The 19,907-nt window shown below is 52.5% G+C and carries 18 protein-coding genes; 16 read left to right on the forward strand and 2 right to left on the reverse strand.

What is annotated here, in order from left to right; all coding sequences use genetic code 11:
* Window positions 1-77 precede the first annotated feature (77 nt).
* The 4 genes from DWB84_RS15475 (at window position 78) to sohB (ending at window position 4,368) form a co-directional block, all read left to right on the forward strand.
* The gene (locus DWB84_RS15475; protein WP_222868222.1) at window positions 78-1,787 is read left to right on the forward strand and encodes a CDP-diacylglycerol--glycerol-3-phosphate 3-phosphatidyltransferase; all 1,710 of its coding nucleotides are present in this window, start codon (window positions 78-80) and stop codon (window positions 1,785-1,787) included.
* The gene (gene nudC, locus DWB84_RS15480) at window positions 1,787-2,602 is read left to right on the forward strand and encodes an NAD(+) diphosphatase (RefSeq protein WP_187410713.1); all 816 of its coding nucleotides are present in this window, start codon (window positions 1,787-1,789) and stop codon (window positions 2,600-2,602) included. Before DWB84_RS15475 ends, nudC begins: the two co-directional genes overlap by 1 nt.
* Window positions 2,603-2,727: 125 nt before the next feature.
* Complete coding sequence (locus DWB84_RS15485) at window positions 2,728-3,279, forward strand: hypothetical protein (protein ID WP_255429019.1); 552 nt, start codon at window positions 2,728-2,730, stop codon at window positions 3,277-3,279.
* A 24-nt stretch (window positions 3,280-3,303) separates the two neighbouring features.
* Window positions 3,304-4,368 carry a protease SohB gene (gene sohB / locus DWB84_RS15490; RefSeq protein WP_187410715.1) on the forward strand — a complete coding sequence of 355 codons (1,065 nt, stop codon included), beginning with the start codon at window positions 3,304-3,306 and terminating at the stop codon, window positions 4,366-4,368.
* Window positions 4,369-4,425: 57 nt separating this feature from the next.
* Here the strand turns inward: sohB and DWB84_RS15495 are convergent, their stop codons facing one another.
* Together DWB84_RS15495 and DWB84_RS15500 are read right to left on the reverse strand one after the other, a co-directional pair.
* Window positions 4,426-4,935, reverse strand: a complete 510-nt coding sequence (locus DWB84_RS15495) for a DUF934 domain-containing protein (protein WP_187410716.1) — start codon at window positions 4,933-4,935, stop codon at window positions 4,426-4,428.
* A complete protein-coding gene (locus DWB84_RS15500; protein ID WP_187410717.1) occupies window positions 4,922-6,586 on the reverse strand; it encodes a nitrite/sulfite reductase in 1,665 nt (554 codons plus the stop codon). The genes DWB84_RS15495 and DWB84_RS15500 overlap by 14 nt, the downstream gene beginning before the upstream one ends.
* 323 nt (window positions 6,587-6,909) lie before the next feature.
* Here DWB84_RS15500 and DWB84_RS15505 point away from each other — a divergent pair, with 323 nt between their 5' ends.
* The 12 genes from DWB84_RS15505 (at window position 6,910) to DWB84_RS15560 (ending at window position 19,904) form a co-directional block, all read left to right on the forward strand.
* Window positions 6,910-7,557, forward strand: coding sequence for a phosphoribosylanthranilate isomerase (locus DWB84_RS15505; protein ID WP_222868208.1), 648 nt, complete (start codon window positions 6,910-6,912; stop codon window positions 7,555-7,557).
* 13 nt (window positions 7,558-7,570) lie between these two features.
* Window positions 7,571-8,785 (forward strand): tryptophan synthase subunit beta, encoded by a 1,215-nt coding sequence (gene trpB / locus DWB84_RS15510; RefSeq protein WP_187410718.1) that lies wholly within the window; start codon window positions 7,571-7,573, stop codon window positions 8,783-8,785.
* A gap of 1 nt (window position 8,786) precedes the next feature.
* Window positions 8,787-9,590, forward strand: coding sequence for a tryptophan synthase subunit alpha (gene trpA, locus DWB84_RS15515; protein ID WP_187410719.1), 804 nt, complete (start codon window positions 8,787-8,789; stop codon window positions 9,588-9,590).
* Window positions 9,591-9,641: 51 nt separating this feature from the next.
* Window positions 9,642-10,499: an acetyl-CoA carboxylase, carboxyltransferase subunit beta gene (accD, locus tag DWB84_RS15520; RefSeq protein ID WP_187410720.1), complete on the forward strand. Its 858-nt coding sequence runs from the start codon at window positions 9,642-9,644 to the stop codon at window positions 10,497-10,499.
* 8 nt (window positions 10,500-10,507) lie between these two features.
* Window positions 10,508-11,755 (forward strand): bifunctional tetrahydrofolate synthase/dihydrofolate synthase, encoded by a 1,248-nt coding sequence (gene folC, locus DWB84_RS15525; RefSeq protein ID WP_187410721.1) that lies wholly within the window; start codon window positions 10,508-10,510, stop codon window positions 11,753-11,755.
* Window positions 11,752-12,285, forward strand: a complete 534-nt coding sequence (locus tag DWB84_RS15530; protein ID WP_187410722.1) for an SPOR domain-containing protein — start codon at window positions 11,752-11,754, stop codon at window positions 12,283-12,285. The genes folC and DWB84_RS15530 overlap by 4 nt, the downstream gene beginning before the upstream one ends.
* A 234-nt stretch (window positions 12,286-12,519) precedes the next feature.
* Complete coding sequence (locus DWB84_RS15535) at window positions 12,520-13,029, forward strand: CvpA family protein (RefSeq protein ID WP_187410723.1); 510 nt, start codon at window positions 12,520-12,522, stop codon at window positions 13,027-13,029.
* A gap of 20 nt (window positions 13,030-13,049) precedes the next feature.
* Window positions 13,050-14,573 (forward strand): amidophosphoribosyltransferase, encoded by a 1,524-nt coding sequence (purF, locus tag DWB84_RS15540; protein ID WP_187410724.1) that lies wholly within the window; start codon window positions 13,050-13,052, stop codon window positions 14,571-14,573.
* A 31-nt stretch (window positions 14,574-14,604) separates the two neighbouring features.
* The gene (locus DWB84_RS15545) at window positions 14,605-15,789 is read left to right on the forward strand and encodes an O-succinylhomoserine sulfhydrylase (protein ID WP_187410725.1); all 1,185 of its coding nucleotides are present in this window, start codon (window positions 14,605-14,607) and stop codon (window positions 15,787-15,789) included.
* A gap of 216 nt (window positions 15,790-16,005) precedes the next feature.
* Complete coding sequence (locus DWB84_RS15550; RefSeq protein ID WP_187410726.1) at window positions 16,006-16,911, forward strand: MoxR family ATPase; 906 nt, start codon at window positions 16,006-16,008, stop codon at window positions 16,909-16,911.
* Window positions 16,912-16,923: 12 nt separating this feature from the next.
* On the forward strand, window positions 16,924-17,898 hold the full coding sequence (locus tag DWB84_RS15555) for a DUF58 domain-containing protein (RefSeq protein ID WP_187410727.1): 975 nt from the start codon (window positions 16,924-16,926) through the stop codon (window positions 17,896-17,898).
* A complete protein-coding gene (locus DWB84_RS15560) occupies window positions 17,895-19,904 on the forward strand; it encodes a DUF3488 and transglutaminase-like domain-containing protein (RefSeq protein ID WP_187410728.1) in 2,010 nt (669 codons plus the stop codon). The genes DWB84_RS15555 and DWB84_RS15560 overlap by 4 nt, the downstream gene beginning before the upstream one ends.
* Window positions 19,905-19,907 lie beyond the last annotated feature (3 nt).

Below are 19,907 nucleotides of genomic sequence, written 5' to 3' on the forward strand. Positions count from 1 at the left end.
TTGTCGGTGTCTCGGGTGCAGGATTCACCAATCAATAACAATGTATCTGCCCGAAAAAATATAGGAAAACCAATGTGATGACGGCGGACTCGGCTAGTTTTCACTCCCTCAATGTGATCCGCGACGAACTGGTGGCGACTATCGAACAGGCCGCTCGTGATCTCGAGATGTTTGTTTCCGAGGGGGGCGATCCCAAAAGTTTTCAATCCTGCATATCCGGTATCAAACAGATCATCGGTATCTTTCGGGTTCTCGAGTTCAAGAGTGCCAGCATGTTGGCGGAAGAGCTTCTCGCCACCGCCTCGACTATCAAGCCAGGTGAGTCCGGCCCCCTATTCGAAAAGCAGCTGGAGCTCGTCAGCAGCACCTTCTTCGTGCTGTCGCGCTATCTGGAGTATGTTCAGCAAACAGAGCGCAAATTCCCGGTCTTGCTGATTCCCTACATCAATGAATTACGCAAATTCCGCCGGGAGCCGGTGCTGCCGGAAAGCTTCTTCTTTCAAGTCAATATCAACTCCAACCCATTACCCCCGCCCACAGATGCTATAGATGTCAGCGACAAAGACTTTATGCCGCTGCTGGTGCGCCTCCGCCATATGTACCAGCTCGGTCTGCTGGGGGTTTTGCGTGACAAACAGGTCAAAGCATCTCTCGGCCTCATGCGCCGCGCTTTGATTCGCCTGCAACGCCTGGGTAATGACAAGCCGTTGGCATCCCTGTGGTGGATGGCGAATGTGGCCATTGATGTCATGATCCAACAGCAAATGGAAATGATTGAGCCGCGCAAAATGCTGCTCAGTCGTATCGATCGCATCATTCGCCAAGTGCAAAAGGGCGGTCGCTCCTCTTATCAGGCAGCGGCGCCAAAAGGTTTGATCAAAGAACTGCTCTACATCATTTTGTTGTCGGGCCATCAATCCGACACAGTAAACCGTCTCAAGCAGTTCTTTGGCGTGCGTGCTCTGCCTTACAACGAACGGCTGCTTGCAGCAGAGCGCCAATCCTTGCGAGGTCCCAGTGCACACACCATCAGCTCTCTGGTGCGAGTGCTTAAGCTTGAGATCAATAACATCAAGAAAGTACTTGAGACAGCAGCCCAGGGCGTACACATCATCGATGACGTTCCGGGTATGGTCTCAACCCTGACCAAAGTGGCCGAGACCATGGGTGTGGTCGGGCTGGTTGGACCCAGTTCCATTCTTAAGGAAGAAATCAAACTGGTCAGTCAATGGCGCAACGACCAGGAGGTTTCGGATGACGAACTCCATCGCTGCGCCAAAGTCATGCTGTATATGGAAAGCGCTGTTGCCGCATTTGAGTTCGACAGACTCGCTGGTGACATGCTGGACACCAGTGATGAATCGCAGAACCAGATCATTGCTCAAAGCGAACTGGCGCAGGCAGAGCGCATAGTGCTGCAGGAATGTGTCGCGGGCATCTCTCTCACCAAACGCGCAATCACCGCCTATTCGGAATCCAATTTTGATCACGGCCATATCAGCAATATCAGCAAAACTCTCAATTCGGTGCGCGGTGGGCTGATTATGTTGAAGCGCCCCAAAGCTGCTTCAGTGGTACAACGCTGCGCCGATTTCGTCGATGAAGTCCTGATGCAGAGCGAGCATCCGCCGGCACTCAAAGAGCTGCTGGAAACTTTCGCGGATGCGATTATCAGCATCGAATACTTCTTTGACACATCCAACATCGCAGCAAAACTGGATGACTCAGTCCTGCAGGTGGCGGAAGAAAGTCTGGCGGCGCTGGGGTACGCCCCGCGCAAATCCTGATGACCCTCGTCCTTGATTTCAGTGCGGATCAGTCATTAGCGGATGCAGATTGGGTTGTAGGAATCATTGGCAGCCGCGTGCTGATGCGGCGTGCAGACCAAGCTTTCTTGTTTACTGTTGCAGGGTTGGGCGAACTGGCAGGGTTAGCCCAAGAGCGTCTATATCTGGGGCGTTGGTGTGGCAAACCCTGTTACGCATTGGTTTTTCCTTCCGAATTATCTTTTCCCGACGATTTTCCTCTTTATGCGGGTAGCTTGCGCAGCCAGCTCGGGGTCGCGAGCGACGCACTTTTCTATCTCGCCGGCCGTGCCCAACAGCTCGCTCATTGGAGCGAATACCACCGCTTTTGCGGCCGCTGTGGAATGCCTACCAAGCTTCAGCTGCATGAGCGTGTTCTTGCCTGTACCCGTTGTGGAGCTTTGTTCTATCCGCGTATTGCTCCTTGCGTCATTGGAATAGTGGTTCGGGACGATAAGTGCCTCTTGGCTCACAACGCCAATTTTCGTGAAGGCTTGTATAGCGCCATTGCCGGTTTTATCGAGCCAGGCGAGACCGCCGAACAGGCATTGTTGCGGGAAATTTACGAAGAGACTGGCATCATTGCGGAGCGGGCAGAATACATTTGCAGTCAGCCCTGGCCCTTCCCGAGTCAATTGATGTTGGGTTTTATCGCCCATTACAAATCCGGGGAAATTCGCGTGGACGGTACGGAAATCACGGACGCCGGTTGGTTCAGCCCGCACGACATGCCGCAGATCCCACCTCCGCAAACAATTTCCGGTAAACTCATCGACCTTTTCCTTCATCGCACCTAAGCGTCAGGTTGAGCATGTTCTATTCCGCAGCCACAATCCTCATCGCCATCTTCGGAGGCCTGCTGCTGTTAATTGCCTTGAGAACCCTTCTTCGTGGTACCTGGTTCTGGGGGTGGGTGAGGGGAATGAGCGGTGTAGCCTTGATCGCTCTCGCGATACTTTGCGGCTTAGTGGCGCTTGATCTCCGCTCTTATCGGGAAGTGTTGATCGACAAGCCCGTTGCGACCATCAGCTTTGTCAAAGTGGATGAGCAGGCTTTTGTCGCGACAGTTGCATTAACAGATTCCGGAGTTGCGACTGACTATTATTTGCGCGGTGATCAATGGCAGATGGATGCTCGCATCATTCGCTGGAAGGGAATTCTTACGCAGGCAGGAGGGAAGCCGGGCTACAAACTGGAGCGCATTTCTGGCCGTTATGTCTCTATCGATGACGAGCGTAGCCGCGAGCGCACGGTGCATGCCCTGCGCGATGAGTCTGAGTTTGGTATCGATCTTTGGGCGTGGGCGTATAAAAACCAGGGAAGTGCACCATTGATCGATGCCGTATACGGCAGCGCCACCTTTGTCCCTATGGCGGATGGAGCGCTTTACGAAGTCGCTCTATCGCATTCTGGTTTGGTGGCAAAGCCGCTTAACGATGCCGCCAAGCGGGCGGTAAATTCATGGTTTAACTAGTGCATTAACAAAAGGGGAAACACTTTGGAGTTTTTGTCGGAATACGGTTTGTTCTTGGCCAAGTCGGTAACGGTCGTGATCGCCATTTTGGTGGTGGTCGGTTTTATCGTTGCGTCAGCGCACAGAGAAAAATCAAAGGAAAAAGGCCGCATTCAGGTCACCCAGCTGAATGATCGTTTTGATGAAATGAATCACGTGCTGAAAGAAGCCGTGTTTGACGAAAAAACTCTGAAGGAAGAAGAGAAGAAACAAAAAGAAGAAGAAAAGAAAAAGAAAAAAGAAGAAAAACAGGCGCGTAAAAACCGTAAGGACGCTTCTGCCGAAGACACAAGGAAAAAACGCGTTTTTGTGCTCGACTTTAACGGCGATGTCAAAGCGTCTGCGACGGAAGAACTACGCGAGTCCATCACCGCTGTGTTGAGTCTGGCGGAGCCGCGCGATGAAGTGGTTGTGCGTTTGGAAAGCCCTGGCGGCTTGGTGCATAGCTACGGGCTAGCAGCTAGTCAGTTGGCAAGAATTACGCAAAAAGGTATCCCCTTGACCGTATGCGTCGATAAGGTAGCAGCGAGCGGTGGCTATATGATGGCGTGTGTCGCCAACAAAATATTGGCCGCACCCTTTGCAGTTATTGGTTCCATTGGCGTTGTGGCGCAGTTGCCGAACTTTAATCGAGTGCTGAAAAAGCACGACGTGGATTACGAAATTTTCACCGCCGGCGAATACAAGCGCACAGTGACCATGTTTGGAGAGAATACCGAGAAAGGTAAGAAAAAGTTTATTGAGGACCTGGAAGATACCCATGTTCTATTCAAAGAATTCGTGAACGAGCATCGACCGGCGGTCAATGTGGAAGAGGTTGCGACGGGCGAAATCTGGTTCGGCAAGCGAGCCTTGGAGAAAAATCTGATCGATGGTATTGCTACCAGTGACGAGTACCTTACCAGCCAACATCCAGAAGCCGATATAGTCGCCGTACATTACGAGCAGAAGCGCAAAATTCAGGAGCGTTTAGGAATGGCGGCGAGCAAGGCTATAGAAACGGCTTTTGAAAATGTTCTGGGCCGACTAAGCCAGCGTCATTGGTTTTGATAGCTACAAAGCAGGCAATAAAAAACCCCGTTTCCGGGGTTTTTTATTGGAGCAAATTTAGGCTTGCTTGGCCAAGCGCCGGCGGAACAGCGGAGTGGGCTGGTCGACAGCGGCTTGGTAGAAGTCGCTGAAATCGCGCAGGCTCTGTTTCATGGACTCCACATTGGCGTCTTCTTTGATGATGAATGCATCAAAGCCGCAGCGTTGCAGATAGAACAGTTGATCCTGCATAAAACCGCCCAGAGCGCGCAATTCGCCAGCAAAACCGTAGCGCTCGCGCAGAGTTCGGCCTATGGAAAAACCGCGCCCGTCGGAAAATACGGGAAAATTCACGCCTACTACAGGAAACAATTTAGCCGCATCGCCAAGGTCAGAAGCTTCATCATCGGAATCCAGCCAAACGCCCAAGTTGTCACTGGGTGTAACTGTGTCCTTATGAGCCAGATACCATTTCACATGGACAAGCCATTTGCCCGCAGACAGTTGCTCTGCGGATAAATCTTGCTCTTTTTCCTGTACTTGCCAATCGTCGGCGAACACCTCGCCGGATTTATTAAGCTTTGGCATAAACGCGCTCCTTAAAAGGACCCATACCGATGCGAGAGAAGGTTTCCATGAATTCTTCTTCGCCTTCGCGGTTTTCGACAAATACATTAATGATCTTGCGGATCACGTTTGGCATTTCTTCGCGGCTGAAGGATGGTCCCAAAACCTCACCCAATGCAGCGTTGTAGCCAGAGTTGCCGCCGAGCTGCACTTGATAGAACTCTTCGCCCTTTTTATCCACGCCGAGGATGCCGATATTGCCGATGTGGTGGTGACCGCAGGCATTCATACAGCCGGAGATATTCAGCTCGATGTGGCCTAGGTCATAGACATAATCCAGGTCGTCGAATTCGCGCTGAATGGCTTCCGCGATCGGGATCGACTTGGCGTTTGCCAGGGAGCAGAAGTCACCGCCGGGGCAGCAGGTAATGTCGGTCAGAGTGCCGATATTGGGGGTGGCAAAACCTGCTTCGCGCAATTCCAACCACAGCTCATACAGATGGCTGGCGCGCACGTCGGCCAGCACCATGTTTTGGTTGTGGGTGGTACGCGCTTCGCCGAAGGAATAACGATCTGCCAAATCAGCAATGATTTCCAACTGGCGATCGGTCAAATCTCCCGGAGCAACACCGGTAAATTTCAATGACAGAGTCACCGCGCGGTAGCCAGGCACTTTGTGCCCGTGCACGTTGTGACTCAGCCAGTTGCCGAAGTCGCGATTTTCGCCGCGCAGCTTATTGATGGATGCCATCTCGTTGATGTCAGCCAAACCGCGTACATAAGCGTGTTCGGGGAAGAAGCTCTTGGCGCGTTCGATTTCTTCCTGCGGCAGGCGAGAGGGAGATTCGCGCAGGTGCTGCCATTCTTGTTCTACCTTTTCAGCGAACACATCAGGCCCTAAGGCGCGCACCAGAATTTTGATACGAGCCTTGAATTTGTTGTCGCGACGGCCGTACAGGTTGTAAATGCGCAGAATGGCTTCGAGGTAAGTCAGTATGTCCTGCTCTGGCAAAAACTCACGAATAACACTGCCGATTACCGGTGTGCGACCGAGACCGCCACCGACAATGACTTTAAAGCCGGTTTCACCTGCAGGGCCTTTAACCAGTTGCAAGCCGATATCGTGGAAATAAATAGCCGCACGATCCGCTTGGGTTCCGGCAACCGCAATTTTGAATTTGCGCGGCAGGAAGGCGAATTCCGGGTGGAAGGTCGACCACTGGCGGATGATCTCGCAGTAGGGGCGAGGATCGATGATTTCGTCTGGAGCCACACCGGCAAACTGGTCTGTCGTGACGTTGCGAATACAGTTGCCGCTGGTTTGCACCGCGTGCATTTCCACTTGCGCCAGTTCCGCCAGAATATTCGGCACTTCCTCCAACTGAGGCCAGTTCAGTTGGATGTTCTGGCGGGTGGTGACGTGGCAGTAGCCTTTGTCGTAATGGCGCGTGATGTGTGCAAGTTTGCGCAGTTGGCGGCTGTTGAGCATGCCGTAGGGCACGGCGATGCGCAGCATCGGAGCCAGACGTTGAATATATAAGCCGTTTTGCAGGCGCAGCGGCAGAAATTGCTCCGGTGGGATTTCCCCAGCCAGATAGCGTTCCATCTGGCGGCGGAACTGCGCTACGCGCTCACCGATGATTTTGTGGTCATATTCGTCGTAAACGTACATGAAGCTTCGTTTCCCGTTGCAATCGAAAAAAGCGAACGTCCGCTGGGCGTCCTGTTGCGCTCCCTAATCTGGCTGAAGGCTCGCTGATTGTCGTTGATGATGCTCAGAAAATGGACAGATGAACCTTTAGCGGGCGGCAAGCATACAGTAATTGGACACCTTGCTGCGAGGTGCGCCACAAGGGTTTTTCCGATGGCATATATTCTATTTGGCGGTTAAGCGCTGAGCGAAGCGAAGGGGTGGCCTCTAATCTGTTATTTGAGCTCACTTTTCTGATAACATCCGCGTCCTTTACGTGGCCGTAATATACGCTGGACCCATCCTTGATCAACACTAGAACTGTACGAGTGAAAATCTGCGGAATTACCGCTGTGGATGTTGCACACCACGCGGCAGCTGCGGGTGCGGATGCGATAGGTCTCGTGTTTTACCCTCGCAGTGCTCGTAATATCTCGGATTTGGGACTGGCGCGTGAGATTGCCCAAGCCGCTGGCCCCCTTATAAATGTGGTAGGGCTTTTTGTTGATCCTGCGCCTGCGGATGTCGAGCGGGTGCTGTCCGCTGTTCCCCTCAGTACGCTGCAATTCCACGGTGAGGAATCCGAAGATTTTTGCAGCCGTTTCAGCCGTCCGTATTGGAAAGCCTTGCGCATGAAGCCCGGCCTGGATGTGTCTGCACAGGCTTCGCTTTACTTGAGCGCGTCTGGTTTGCTGTTGGATGCCTACCATCCAGAAATGCCTGGCGGTACCGGCGAAAAGTTTGATTGGCAGCGGATTCCGCCATCCTTGCCCCGTCCGTTGATTCTCGCCGGTGGTCTCGATCCGACCAATGTTGCGACTGCGGTGGAAACAGTTCGGCCTTGGGCTGTCGATGTCAGTGGTGGTGTGGAATCCGCACCTGGAGTTAAGTCTCCATCCTTAATTGAAGAATTTATCGTCCGCGCCAAAGCGGTGAGAATTTCGCTTAACTAACGAGAAACTGTTTGTGAACGAAACCAATATAGATTTCACCAATCTGCCCGACGAGCGCGGTCACTTTGGTCAATTCGGTGGACGCTTTGTCTCCGAAACCTTGTTTTATGCCTTGGACGAACTCCAGAGCATGTACGACCGACTGAAAAACGATCCCGCGTTTTTAGCGGAAATCGACAAAGATCTGACTCATTACGTCGGCCGCCCATCTCCTCTTTATTTTGCCGAGCGCTGGACCGAAAAAGTCGGCGGTGCCCGGCTCTTCCTCAAGCGCGAAGACTTGAACCACACCGGCGCGCATAAGGTTAACAACACCATCGGTCAGGCTCTGTTGGCGAAATATTCCGGCAAGAAGCGTGTCATCGCGGAAACCGGGGCAGGGCAGCACGGTGTGGCGACTGCAACCGTCGCGGCTCGACTCGGCCTTGAGTGCGTGGTGTATATGGGTTCTGAAGATGTGAAGCGCCAGTCGCTCAACGTCTATCGCATGAAGCTGTTGGGCGCGACTGTGGTGCCAGTGGAATCAGGCTCCAAGACCCTGAAAGACGCTATGAACGAAGCCATGCGTGACTGGGTCACCAATGTGGACAACACCTTTTACATCATCGGCACCGCCGCCGGCCCACATCCCTATCCGCAATTGGTGCGGGATTTCCAATGCATCATAGGTCGCGAAGCTCGCCGCCAGTGCCTGGAGCAAACTGGTCGCCTGCCTGATGCTTTGGTGGCTTGTGTCGGTGGTGGCTCCAACGCCATTGGTTTATTCCATCCCTTCCTGCAGGACACTTCTGTTGCCATGTACGGTGTAGAGGCCGGTGGTTTGGGCTTGGACACCGGTCGTCATGCGGCGCCGCTCAACCGTGGAGTACCGGGCGTTCTGCACGGCAACCGCACCTACCTGATGGAAGATGAAAACGGCCAGATCAGTGAAACCCACTCGGTTTCCGCTGGCTTGGATTATCCGGGTGTCGGTCCCGAGCATTCATGGCTAAAAGATATCGGACGCGTCAAATACGTTTCCATCACCGATGATGAGGCTATGGCCGCTTTCCGCAGCCTCACTCGCGTGGAAGGCATCATGCCCGCGCTGGAATCTTCCCATGCGGTGGCCTATGGCGAAAAACTCGCTGCGCAATTAAGCAAAGACGACATCATCATTGTGAATCTGTCGGGACGCGGTGATAAAGACATTCACACCGTAGCGAAAATCGATGGAATCGAGGTTTGAAATGAATCGCATCGAGAAAAAAATCCGACAGCTCAAAGAGCAAAACCGCAAAGCCCTTGCCACCTATATCGTGAATGGCGATCCGACACCTGACATTACGCTTGCCGCTATGCATGTGTTGGTCGAGGCGGGTGTCGATATCTTGGAAATCGGCGTGCCTTTTTCCGACCCTATGGCGGAAGGTCCGGTCATCCAGCGAGGTCACGAGCGTGCCTTGGTGCATGGCACCAGTCTGCGCGACACCCTGCAATTGGTGAAAGCGTTCCGCCAGACTAATACCGACACTCCAATAGTGCTGATGGGCTACGCTAATCCGATCGAGCGTATGGGATACGCTGCCTTTGCCGACGCTGCCGCGGACGCAGGTGTTGACGGTCTGCTTACTGTGGATTTGCCACCAGAAGAAGCAGACGATTTGCATAAATTGCTGAAGCAGCGCGGTGTGGAAACGATTTTCCTGCTGGCACCGACGTCTTCTGAAGCACGCATTAAGCGCGTTAGCGAATTGGCTGGTGGATTTATCTATTACGTGTCGCTCAAGGGCGTTACCGGAGCCAGCCATCTGGATATTGGCTCTGTCAAAGATAAGTTGTCCGTGATTTCACGCTACAGCCAATTGCCTGTCATGGTTGGGTTCGGCATCAAGGATGCGCTCTCAGCTCAGGCAGTCAGCAGCTATGCCGACGGTGTGGTGGTGGGCAGTGCTCTGGTAGACATCATGGGCTCAGGCCACAGTCAGGCGCAAATTCTTGAAAACCTCAGTGCCAAGGCGAAATCGATCCGCGTGGCATTGGATCAGCGATAAATACATAAACCCGATTCGCGCTCGGCGAATCGTTTTTTGAGTGTCCGAATTATGAGTTGGTTAGACAAAATCGTTCCCAGTGTTGTGCGTTCGGAGCGCCGTGGGGAGAGCAAAGTACCGGAAGGTCTGTGGAAAAAGTGCACCAAGTGCGACGCGGTACTGTACCGTCCCGAGCTGGAAAAAAGTCTCGATGTATGTCCGAAGTGTGACCACCACATGCGTATCGGCGCGCGCCGCCGCTTGGATATTTTCCTCGACGAACAAGGCCGCGAAGAAATTGCCTCTGAGGTTGTGCCAATTGACCGCCTCAAATTCAAGGACGTGAAGAAATACAAAGAGCGCCTTGCCTCTGCGCAAAAAACAACAGGCGAAAAAGACGCTCTAATCGCAATGAAGGGCACTCTCAAGGGTATTCCAGTAGTTGTGACCGCTTTTGAATTTGCCTTCCATGGCGGTTCCATGGGTTATGTAGTCGGCGAGCGTTTCACCCGCGCAGCCCAAGTTGCCCTGCGTGAAAAACGCCCGCTGATCTGCTTCTCTGCCACCGGTGGTGCGCGTATGCAGGAAGCTTTGATCTCGCTGATGCAGATGGCCAAAACCAGCGCTGTTATCGAGCGCCTGAAGCAGAACGGTATTCCCTATATTTCCGTAATGACAGACCCTGTTTACGGCGGTGTATCCGCCAGTCTTGCGCTGCTGGGTGATATCAATGCTGCCGAGCCTGGCGCTCGCGCGGGATTTGCCGGTCCTGCGATTATCGAACAGACCATCCGCCAGAAATTGCCCAAAGGCTTCCAGCGCTCCGAATTCCTGTTGGAGCACGGTGCTATAGACACGATCATTCATCGCCGGGAAATGCGCGATCGTCTGGCGTCCTTGGTGGCTAAATTGATGAAACTTCCAGGCTGATCAAACACGTGCGATTTTCCTCTCTTGATGAGTGGTTGAGGTGGCAGGAAAGCTGCCACCCATCAGCGATCGATCTCGGTCTGCCGAGAGTCAGGGAGGTCGCCGAGCGACTCGGGTTGCTCGATACCGACGCTACCGTTGTGACGGTAGCAGGTACCAATGGCAAAGGAACATGTGTGGCCGCGCTGGAGGCCCTTTTACTCGGCGCAGGCCGCAGCTGTGGCGTCTATTCATCTCCCCATATTCTTCACTATCGCGAACGCATCCGAATTCAGGGGCATTACGCATCTGACGAGGCGATTTGCAGTGCCTTTGAGGCTATCGATCAGGCTCGCGATGATATATCTCTGACCTATTTTGAATTCGGCACCCTGGCGGCGCTCTATCTATTTCGCGAAGCCGCAGCATCGGTTTGGCTATTGGAAGTCGGATTGGGTGGACGCCTGGATGCCACCAATATCATGGACGCTGATATTGCCGTTATTACATCCGTTGCCTTGGATCATATCGAATGGCTCGGACCGGATCGCGAAAGTATCGGCCGCGAGAAGGCAGGTATTTGTCGTCCTGGCGTGCCGCTGGTTTGTTCTGATTCAGAGCCACCCGCATCGGTACTGCAAATCGCTGCCGAGCTTTCCTGTCCTTTACACCATATAGGTCGCGACTTCGGTTTTGCAGAAGAGGCGACCGGAACACAGTTTTGGGTGGGCAAGCAGAATTCCGCTCCTATAACAACGCACCTGCCTAAACCGAGCTTGGCGGCCGCGCTGCAGGTGGCACAACTGCTAGGCTTATATACGCACCTCCCTGTAGAACTGTTCGAGCGAGTTGAACTTGCCGGGCGTCTGCAGTACGTCCACTGGCGGGCGCGTACCGTGATTCTAGATGTCGCGCACAATCCGGCAGCTTTTCAGTATCTGGCGGGCCAGCTGCACATGCGCCACCCGGGTGAACGGTTCGTTGTGGTGGTCGCCATGATGGCGGACAAGGATTTAGCGACATCCTTAAACTCTTTTGTGGATTTGGCATCAGATTGGTTTCTGACGATCATCGCCGATTTGCCCCGGGCCGCGCCCATTGAACAACTGCAAAGATCTTTACCTGCGGAAGCGAATGTCAAAACTGCTGCAAACGTGGGTGAGGCTTTAACAGAAGCAGCTCGTTCGACGAGTGGGCCTATTTTGGTTACAGGTTCTTTCTATACAGTGGCGGAAGCCATGAGATTTCTCGCTGGAAATGCAGGAATTGATCAGTGAAATCACTGGATGACGGTCTAAAGCAGAGAGTTGTCGGAGCGCTTGTGTTGCTGGCGCTGGCGGTGATTTTTCTTCCTGTGTTGTTCGACCGCGATCCAATAGCTCCTGTAGACAGAACCTCGCAAATTCCGCCGTCCCCACAAGTAGTGACGATTGAAGTTGGCCAACCGACGATACCCAGAGAAATTCCGACAGCTCCTGAGCCGGAGCTGATGTATGTGCCGGAAGAAACCGCGGCAGAGGAGGAGCCTCGCCCTGAACCGCCGGGATTGTTGGCTGACGGCACTCCCAAGTCATGGGTATTGCAGGTGGCGAGCTTCCGTCAGCGTGAGCATGCCATTGCCTTGCGCGACAAGCTGCTCGCCAAAGATTACCCCGCCTACGTGCGCGATATTCCGCAGAGAGAAGGAAGCATTGTGCGTGTGTATGTAGGTCCTAAACTGGATAAACAGAGTTTGTTGAAGGTTCAGGACGCCATTGAGCGGGAGTTTACGTTGAAGGCTCTTGTTCTGCCGTTTACCCCCGAATAACCACTGGTCAGGAACTGTACAACCAGGAAGAGGTCTTTGAGGACCTTTAATTGATGCAGAGAAAAAGACTTGTGTTTGGTTGGGTATCGGTAAGAGCCGCTGCGGATTCTCTGTAACGGCCGTGACAAGGCAGAGAAATATCGCGAATTCCGATGGGCAAAATACGTCAACACAGTTCGCCTTTGATAGCTGCTCTGGTAGAATTGCGCCTCTCCAAATAACCGGGTTTTTCTTGTGTCATTTAACTGGGCTGATTGGGTCATTCTCGGCATAGTGGTGGTTTCCTGCCTACTTGGCCTGATGCGCGGATTGATCAAGGAAGCTCTGTCTGTCGCCAACTGGATCATTGCTTTATTGGTTGCTGTAACCTTCCGCGACCCCTTGGCATCCTTATTAGTTAATCAAATCGAGACCCACTCTCTGCGACAAATCGTCGCCTTCAGTTCTTTATTTGTCACCACTCTCATGGTGGGGGCGCTGGTGAACTACCTCATCGGCGAATTGGTGAAAATAACCGGCCTTTCAGCCACGGATCGTGTTTTAGGCATGGTGTTTGGTTTTTTGCGTGGATTCGTGGTGGTAATGGCAATTCTGCTGTTGATACCGCCCATTATTTCCATTGATCAGGATCGCTGGTGGAGCGAATCGCTTTTGATTCCGGATTTTCTCGCCTTTGAAGGGTGGGCGAGGGTATCAGCATCAGAGTTTGCATCCTGGTTACGTCAGTTACTTAGTAGTGATTAATCCCAAGGGGAATACGTTTTATGTGCGGCATTGTTGGAATGGTTGGTAAGAGCAATGTGAATGTGGCGTTATACGACGCCCTGACCATGCTGCAACATCGCGGGCAGGACGCCGCCGGTATCATGACTTGTCACAACGGCAAAATGGCCCAGCAGAAAGCTGTCGGTCTGGTGCGTGACGTATTCCGTACCCGCCATATGCAGCGCTTGATTGGCAATATGGGTATTGGGCATGTGCGTTATCCAACCGCAGGCAGCTCCGGCCCAGCTTTGGCGCAACCGTTTTATGTCAACTCGCCTTACGGGATAGCGCTTGCTCATAACGGCAATCTGACCAATGCCGAAGCTTTAAGCAAAGAACTGTTTCTGGCGGATCTCCGCCACGTCAATACGGATTCCGATTCGGAAGTTCTGCTCAACGTCTTTGCTCACGAATTGCAACTTCAGGGCAAACTGAAGCCGACTCACGACGATATCTTCAAAGCAGTTGAAGGTGTACATAAAAGGGTGAAAGGCGGCTATTCCGTAGTCGCCATGATTGCGAGCTATGGTGTGGTGGCCTTCCGCGACCCTAACGGTATTCGCCCGCTGGTTTTTGGTGAGCGTATGTCGGATGAAGGCAAGGAATATATGATCGCTTCCGAAAGCGTCGCGCTCGATGTGCTCGGTTTTAAACTGCTGCGCGATGTTGCGCCCGGTGAAGCGCTTTATATCACTGCAGATGGCGATCTTTATACACGTCAGTGCGCGGAAAAAACTCAGCTCAGCCCGTGTATTTTTGAACACGTTTATTTTGCGCGCCCTGACTCTATTATGGATGGTGTATCTGTTTATAAAGCGCGTTTGCGCCAGGGCGAACGTCTGGCGGAAAAAATTCTCTCCCTGCGTCCCAATCACGATATCGACGTTGTGATTCCAATCCCTGATAGCAGCCGCGTTGCCGGCCAAGCACTCGCGCAAAAACTGGGTGTGAAATTCCGCGAAGGTTTGGTCAAAAACCGTTATATAGGTCGCACCTTTATCATGCCCGGACAGCAGCAGCGCAAAAAATCCGTACGCCAGAAATTGAATGCTATCGATTTGGAATTCCGCGGCAAAAATGTATTGCTGGTGGATGATTCCATTGTGCGCGGCACCACCTGCCAGCAAATTATTCAAATGGCGCGCGATGCAGGCGCTAAAAAAGTGTACTTCGCATCCGCGTCTCCCGAAGTGAAATACCCGAACGTGTACGGTATCGATATGCCGTCTGCCAGCGAGTTGATTGCCCACGGTCGCACCGTTGACCAGGTGGCGGACGCGATAGGCGCGGATTGGCTGATCTATCAAGACCTCGAAGATTTGATTGCGGCATCTGCCGAAGGTAACCCGGATATTCCGCGTTTTGATTGTGCGGTCTTTGATGGCGATTACGTCACCGGCGATGTCAACGAAGAATATCTGCGCAAGCTTGAAGCAACGCGAAATGACTTGGCTAAATCCCAGCGCGAGGAAAGCAAAATACTGGCTAGCCTGAACTCGATAGTCGGTATCCACAACGCGTAATACCGACCCACCTGCTGATGGAAAAATTCTCATGATGGATTTTCTCGAAGATGCGGAGCTGGATACCCTGGCGATACGCGCAGGCATCCAGCGCGGTCCGGAAGGCGAACACAGCGAACCCATCTTTACCACCTCCAGTTACGTTTTCAAATCGGCAGCGGAAGCTGCCGCACGTTTTGCCGGTAACAGCCCTGGCAACGTCTATTCCCGCTACACCAATCCCACTGTGCGCTTGTTTCAGGACCGTATTGCGGCTCTGGAAGGTGCCGAATCGGCGGTAGCCACTTCCTCGGGAATGGCGGCGATTCTCAGTACGTGCATGGCGCATCTGCAATCGGGCGATCACGTCATTTGCTCAAGAAGCGTGTTTGGTACCACGACCGTATGGTTCACGCGCTATATGGAGAAGTTTGGCGTTAAGGTCAGTTTGGTGCCTCTGACAGACCTGGATGCATGGCGTTCTGCCGTGACCCCAAAAACCAAGCTGATGTTCCTGGAAACACCGTCCAACCCGCTGTGTGAAGTGGCAGATCTAGGTGCTCTCTCGGCGCTTGCCAAACAAGCCAATAGTTTGCTGGTAGTCGACAACTGCTTTTGTACCCCGGCATTGCAGCGACCGCTGGAGCTGGGTGCGGATCTGGTCGTGCACTCAGCGACCAAATATCTGGATGGTCAGGGACGTTGCTTGGGTGGGGCAGTGGTTGGCAGCACCGAGCTGGTTGACCCTGTATTGGCCTTTATCCGCACCTGCGGGCCGACTATGAGTCCTTTCAACGCCTGGGTATTTGCCAAAGGTCTGGAAACCCTGCGATTGCGCATGGAAGCCCATTCCTCTAATGCTCTTAAGCTGGCGGAATACTTGGCGGCTCGCCCCGAAGTGGAAAAGGTGTTTTACGCCGGTTTGCCGGATCATCCGGGCCATGAACTGGCAAAAAAACAGCAGCGCGCGTTTGGCGGTGTGATGTCCTTCCGGGTAAAAGGCGATAAGGCTGCCGCTTGGCGGTTTATCGATGCTGTGCGGATTATGTCGCTGACCGCTAACTTAGGGGATGCAAAAACCACCATCGTGCATCCAGCCACTACTACTCACGGCCGTCTCGCTCCTGAAGAAAAACAAGCGGCAGGCATTACCGATAATCTGATCCGTGTGTCTGTTGGCTTGGAAAGTCCCATCGATCTCATCAAGGATCTGGATCGCGGTCTCGCCGCGCTCTGATCCTTGTCACGCCTTTGGCGGATCGGGCCGGCTTATTGGGCTATTCTTGAGAGGTTGAGGTTGAACCAAATACATCAGCCGCAGCCGAATAGCCGAGCCGGAAAATCCGCTTCGCCATAACCAATAACAGAACGCCCAGCGTCGACTTAAGGATGCACTGCGGCTTGGCCGCGGGAAGTCATGGATAAGGCTAAGGGCCGATGCCATAGGAACCACATGAATCCCATAATCAATTCTTTGATTGAACGTATCGGCCAAGTGCTGTTGGGCAAAGATCTGCAAGTGCGCTTGGCATTGGCTTGTCTGCTGGCGAGAGGACATCTTCTGATCGAGGACCTGCCGGGAATGGGCAAAACCACGCTCGCTCAGTGCTTGGCTGCGGTGCTGGGGTTGAAATATGAAAGGGTGCAATTTACCAGCGATTTATTGCCGACCGATATTTTGGGTGTTTCGATTTTCGACAAGGGCTTAAATGCGTTTACTTTTCATCCCGGCCCCATTTTTACCCAGGTTTTGCTCGCGGACGAAATCAATCGCACCACGCCCAAAACCCAAAGCGCCTTGCTTGAAGCCATGGAAGAAGGGCAGGTGACCATCGATGGCGAAACCCGCCAGTTGCCCAAACCGTTTTTTGTGATAGCGACGCAAAATCCGATTCACCAATCAGGCACTTTCCCTCTGCCGGAATCGCAGCTGGATCGCTTTTTAATGCGTATTACGCTGGGTTATCCAAGCGCCGCGTCTGAACGTTTGCTGCTGAAAGGGGACGATCCTCGAGCCAGTCTTAAAACCATGGAATCCCTGATCAGCACTGCCCAATTGAACGAACTGCAACAACAGGCTCACGATGTAAAAGCCAGCGATGCCGTGATCGATTATCTGCAGCGTTTGGTAGAGCGAACCCGGCGTGACAGTCATTTTGCTTATGGACTTTCCCCGCGCGGCGCTATGGCATGGTTGCGTGCCGCCAAGGCCTGGGCGCTGATTCACGGGCGTGCTTATGTGGTGCCGGAAGATTTGCAAACGGTTATGGGGCCGGTGGTTGGTCATAGAGTGCACGGCCGGGATAAAACAGAAGAATTGCTGGATCATTTATTAACGAGTGTCGATGTTCTGGCGTGAGGTGACAGACCCATGCTCTCGGTAAAATTAAAAAACATTTGGCAACATTGGTTTTTCAATTGGATTGATCGGCGCCAGCCTCGCTCTGCTCAACATCGCTTACATCGCAAAAATCTCTATATTTTTCCCACTCTCACCGGTTTTGCTTATCTGTTTCTGGCGCTCATTATTTGGCTGCTGGGCACCAACTATCAAAACAATCTCATTCTTGCGTTGGCTTACATGCAAGTCAGCATATTTGTCATGACCATCTTGAATACCTACCACAATTTGGCGGGTTTGCGCGTGGAATTCGTCAGCGCGGAAGAGGGATTTGTTGGCGAAAAAATCGCATTCAGGTTGTTGTTTCGCTCGAACAATGCGAAGGGGACTCATTACGTCACTGCGCACTGGATTGGTAATTCTCCCGTGATATTGGATTTCGAATCACAGCAAGACCATCTGGAAAACGTCTACGCCCAAGCTGATGCGCGCGGATGGCTCAAACCTCGTCGGTTATTATTGCAAAGTACTTTCCCTATGGGGCTGTTGCGCTGTTGGACGTGGCTGTCATTCGATGCGCAAGCATTGGTCTATCCAACGCCCGTCGCTGGTGATTTGCCAGTAGGAATTTACGAAGGTGATGAGGAGCAGGGCCGTCATTTACAAAGTCGACAGGGCGATGAATTTGCCGGTTTTCGCGAATACAAACCGGGCGATTCGCCGAAGCAGATCGCTTGGAAACAATACGCCCGCGACCGAGGTTTATGGAGCAAGGAATATCGCGATGCGACAACCAGCCGCACCTGGCTGCAATGGTCGGATTTTTACCGCGGAGATCAAGAGCTGGCACTATCGCAAATGTGTTATTGGGTAATAGAGCTTACGCAGCGCCAGACAGAATTTGGTATGCGCTTGCCCGGCTTTGAATTAGCACCGGGAGAAGGTCTTGATCATCGCAAGCGAGCCTTGCAGGCGCTTGCTTTATTTGAGCAGGCACGTTCATGAGATTGACGGCGCTGGAAAAAGACATGATTCATCGCGGCAACCTTTTATGGTTGCTAGGTGCGCAAGCGATCTGCATTTTTCCTCTGCTGATAAAGCTGCCTTTCTGGATCTGGCTGGTATGGATTTCTGCGCTGATCTGGCGCGTCCAAATCCATCGCGGTCGTTGGTATTTTCCTTCCGTCTGGGTGAAATTGTTTTTGGGTATCGGCTGCGCCGTCGGGATTTTTGTGACTTTTTCCGGGATTCGCGGCGTTGAGCCCATGGTCGGATTTTTAGTGTGCTCGTTTATTCTTAAAGTAATCGAGATGCGCACTAAAAAAGATGCGCTTATTGTGTTGTTTATCGGCTTTATAGCGGTCGCTGCGCAATTTTTATTCGCGCAGGACGTGCTGGCGGGAATCTACGGAATATTTTCCCTGTTTATTTTGCTGACTGCGTGGCAAGCCGCTTTTTATTCGCGCCCTATTTCAATTCGTCAATATTTCAAAATCGGCGGGACTTTGGTTATTCAGGCGCTGCCATTTATGGTGGTGTTATTTATTGTCATGCCACGATTGGGGCCACTATGGGCGGTGCCTTTGCCGCAGGGAAAAGGAAAAACCGGTTTTAGTGATACTCTGGAAATGGGTGATCTCGGCGAGTTGGTGCAATCTCCGGAAGTGGCATTTCGGGTTGCTTTTAATGATGTTCCGCCTCCTGCTCAGCAGTTGTATTGGCGCGGTTTGGTGTTGGATGAATTCGACGGAGTTCGCTGGCAAACCGCCGCGTTGCTGGCCCGTCCTATAGGTGGAGCGCCGAATACCTCATTTGCTCCAGGTGAAGTGTTGCGTTATTCCGTTATTGTCGAGCCGCATCATTACCGCTGGCTTTTTACCTTGGCCCCGCTGATTTCCGCAGATTCATCCCAATTAAGGTTGGAACAGGATGAGCGCGGTTTGTTGTTTGCACGCCGTCCTGTTGTCAACAAGGCGGAATATTCGGCGATTTCGGCAAGACAGCCCGTAGCTGCAGATCAGGCTTTATCAGAGCGCAATAGGCGATGGTTGACTCATTTACCGGAAGGCAATCCTCGCACGCGCGCATTGGTTGAAGAATGGCAGGCGCAGTCTTTGACCGACCAACAATTGGTTGATCGAGCCTTGGCTCTCTTCACGAATAATTTTGTTTACACCATGAGACCGCCTCGATTGGGGCCGGATGCCGTGGATGATTTTTTATTTAATACCAAGCGTGGTTTTTGCGAGCATTTTGCCAGCAGCTTTGTTTTTTTGATGCGCAGCGCCGGCATTCCGGCGCGCATTATTGTTGGATATCAGGGGGGCGAATATAACAATCTGGAATCTTATTTTTTGATTCGGCAAAGCGATGCTCACGCCTGGGCGGAAGTTTGGCTCGAGGGTATAGGGTGGCGGGCGGTTGACCCTACAGCGGCCGTTGCACCTAATCGCATCGAGCTGGGAGTCGCTGATGCGTTGGATGTGGAAGAACGCGATTTGGTCGGACGGGTTAGGTGGTCGAGTACAATTGCCTATGCGTTGTATAGACACTGGGATGCGTTGGGTTATAGTTGGAATCGTTGGGTTTTAAATTACGATCGACAGAGTCAGCAAAATCTTTTCAGTGATTTGTTCGGCAACAATAGCCCCTGGAGGATCGGTCTGGGATTTGTTGTAGTGAGTATAGGAATTTTTTCGCTATACGCCGCATTTCAATTTTTCTCCCGAGTTCGTCCCGCGCATCGCGTCGAAGATCGCATGATGTTTCGACTTTTAAGAAAAATTGCCAAGATGGGATTCGAGCGCTATCCGCAAGAAACATTAGGGCAGTTTGCGATGCGGGTAAGTCAAACCGCCCCAGGATTGGGTCAGCAATTAAAAATGATTGCGAATTTATATAACGCTGTTATTTATGCGGAAGACAAAGAAGCCAGTGAAAAACTGATGGGGGCTTTAAATAGTGCGGAGCGGCAACTTTCTCGAGGTTTTGCCAAGTCATTAAAGGGATAATTT

The organism is Saccharophagus sp. K07 (genome assembly GCF_014336955.1).
Taxonomy (GTDB): domain Bacteria; phylum Pseudomonadota; class Gammaproteobacteria; order Pseudomonadales; family Cellvibrionaceae; genus UBA5868.